At 63.5% G+C, this 2,526-nt stretch carries 4 protein-coding genes; all 4 read left to right on the top strand.

Annotated features, from left to right (window positions below; translation table 11 throughout):
* The coding region (locus AS93_RS0118350; RefSeq protein ID WP_027591923.1) for a transposase at nucleotides 1-434 on the top strand (434 nt) is incomplete at its 5' end.
* A gap of 13 nt (nucleotides 435-447) precedes the next feature.
* Nucleotides 448-642: a hypothetical protein gene (locus AS93_RS21005; RefSeq protein ID WP_218185758.1), complete on the top strand. Its 195-nt coding sequence runs from the start codon at nucleotides 448-450 to the stop codon at nucleotides 640-642.
* 1,016 nt (nucleotides 643-1,658) lie between these two features.
* Nucleotides 1,659-1,970, top strand: coding sequence for a transposase (locus AS93_RS19865; protein WP_051587540.1), 312 nt, complete (start codon nucleotides 1,659-1,661; stop codon nucleotides 1,968-1,970).
* A gap of 221 nt (nucleotides 1,971-2,191) precedes the next feature.
* On the top strand, nucleotides 2,192-2,526 hold a 335-nt coding region (tnpB, locus tag AS93_RS0118330), incomplete at its 3' end, for an IS66 family insertion sequence element accessory protein TnpB (RefSeq protein WP_027591921.1).

Below are 2,526 nucleotides of genomic sequence, written 5' to 3'. Positions count from 1 at the left end.
TCCACGGCGAGGCGCTGCGCGCCTATCGCCAGCAGCACGCCGCGCCGAAGCTGAAGGAACTGCACGACTGGCTGCAGGCGCTGAGCCTCAAAACGCTGAAGAACAGCGGCCTCGCCAAGGCGGTGAATCACGCGCTCAGCCGCTGGCCCGCGCTGCTGCGCTACCTCGAGGACGGCGGTCGCCCGATCGACAACAACCCGATCGAGAACGCCATCCGCCCGATCACGCTGGGCCGGAAGAACTGGCTGTTCATCGGCGGCACGAACGCCGGCCCGCGCGCCGCCGCGATCATGAGCCTCGTCGCCACCGCCAAGGCCAATGGCCTTTGCCCGCAGGCCTGGCTGACTGACGTACTCACACGGCTTCCGACTACGCGCAACCGGGATATCGACAGCTTGCTGCCGGTTGAGGGCTGGGCAGCGCTCGGCGGCTAAGGCTCAGCACAAGGTGAGGTCGAGCGGTAGGTGTGGTGGCCGGACGCTTACCTTCATCAACGATCGCTACCGTCGCACAGGCACCCTCTGGGAAGGCCGCTTCAAGGCCTGCCCGGTGCAATCCGACGATCACCTGCTGCGCTGCTACCGCTACGTCGAACTCAATCCGGTCCGTGCCGAGAAGGGGCTCAGGTTCACTTTCCACTAAACGAAGCACAGGAGCACTCAGGAGCGCGGGGCAGAGTCCGCTTTCCTAGCAGCGCGCAGCGAATCGGACAACCAGCGCAGTCTGGCGCGCGAAAAATTCACTCTGACCCCTGTTTCCTTATAACAGGGGTCAGAGTCCACTTTTCGGGCAGCGCGCAGGGAGTACCGCGCCCCCCTGGGCGATTGCTGTGGAAATGGGGTCAGGTTCGTTTTCTATTCCCTGTTGATTGAACGCAACGCCATGTGCCGGACTAGCTGTCCGCAAAGTTTGGCCTTTCTATCTGGCCAATGTTATCTGGTGGAGAGGTTATCCGTGAAGCCAAATCCGTCGGCCGCAGGCCGCTTACAGGGACAATGGATCTCATCATGAAGCGAATGAAGGCCGCCGCGCTTGCGGGCGCACTTGTAGTTCACGCACCTTGCGCTTTGGCGTCCTACCATGACGGCGCCCTTGGGTTCATGGTGCTAGTAGTCGCAGCCCCCATCTGGATTGTCAGCTTGCTTGTTGGTCTAGTCCTACGCTCTTCATCCGCCTTTGAGCGTGAGGGGCCCCGCTTTGGGTTTCAGTCGATTGCGCTCCTAATTGCCGTTATCCCCATTCTATTGGGCGCATCGCCGAATGATCCTACGTCAGCTTCGATGGTCGTAATCGCCGCGGCAGTCTACTTCGGCCTAGCCTATGCCGTGTCAGGTGTTGGCATTGGCGAGCGTGAGCAATCACCAGCGGAATCGCTTCCAGATGAGGATGCCAAGCCGAAAGACAGAATCTAAGAAGCAGAACAGGGGTCAGAGTGCACTTTTTGGGGCGGAAGCTGCCGAAACCGAAACAGGAAACAGGGGTCAGAGTCCACTTTTCAGGCAGCGCGCAGGGAGTGCCGCGCCCCCCTGGGCAATTGCTGTGGCGTGAGTGATGCCGAAGGCTGAGTGGTTCTCCTACCCCAAGGGCATCGGAAGCCCGATTTCGCACGCGCGCGTCGGCGTCGAGCATGGGCCTTGGGTCAAGACCCTCACGACGCCATGCCAAGACAGCCACGCATCGACCTGCTCGGCGTGCCGCAGCACCTCGTGCAGCGCGGCAATGATCGCCGCCCCTGCTTCTTCGCGCCCATCGACCGCACGCGCTACCTGGACGAACTGCGCGATGCCGCATGCCGATACGGCTGCGCCGTACACGCCTACGTGTTGATGACCAACCACGTGCATCTGCTGCTGACACCCGCTACAACCGGCTGCGTCAGCACCATGATGCAATCACTCGGCCGCCGCTACGTCCGCTTCATCAGTAAGCGTCCGGCTGTCTCACCTTCCAACCTGACCCGATCTTCCTGACCGTCGCCGGTTTCCCCAACGGAGGACCGGTCGATGGCGTGTTCGGAGGCGTGGCGGTGGCGGGCGCATGTGCGCTCGCAGGTGCGGAGTGGGTTGAGCCAGGCGGACTACTGCCGGCTGTGGGGCATCCCGCGACGGGAGTTCGCGGCGTGGCGGCGGCGGATGTGGGTGCAGGAGGCGGCTCCGCTGCGGCTGCTGCCGATCGCGCGGAGGGACGGCTGATGCGCCTGCCTTCGCAGTGGTTCCTGGCGGTCGAGCCGATCGATCTGCGCTGCGGCATGGATCGGCTGCTGGTGTGGGTCCAGCGTAGCGGCGGTTCTTCGTCGGCGTCGGTCGGCTACGCGTTCCGCAACCGCGCGGGTTCGCGGATCAAGCTGCTGCTGATCGACGGCACCGGCGTGTGGCTGTGCGTGCGGCGATTGCACGCCGGGCGCTTCCACTGGCCGCGATCGGACGAGGAGAAGTGCCTGCTCTCGCGCGAGCAGTTCGCGTGGCTGTGCGCGGGCGTGGATTGGATGCGATTGTCTACGAGTGTGGTGCCCGAACACACGTTCTG

The sequence above is a fragment of the Pseudomonas sp. RL genome, assembly GCF_000647775.1.
Classification (GTDB): Bacteria; Pseudomonadota; Gammaproteobacteria; order Pseudomonadales; family Pseudomonadaceae; genus Serpens; species Serpens flexibilis.
Note: the sequence above shows the minus strand (reverse complement) of the source record. Positions and strands in the feature narration are given on the sequence as shown.

What these genes read in the sequence shown, in the direction of transcription:
- AS93_RS19865 (WP_051587540.1), top strand. Translation starts at nt 1,659, where the DNA reads ATGCCAAGACAGCCACGCATCGACCTGCTCGGCGTGCCGCAGCACCTC.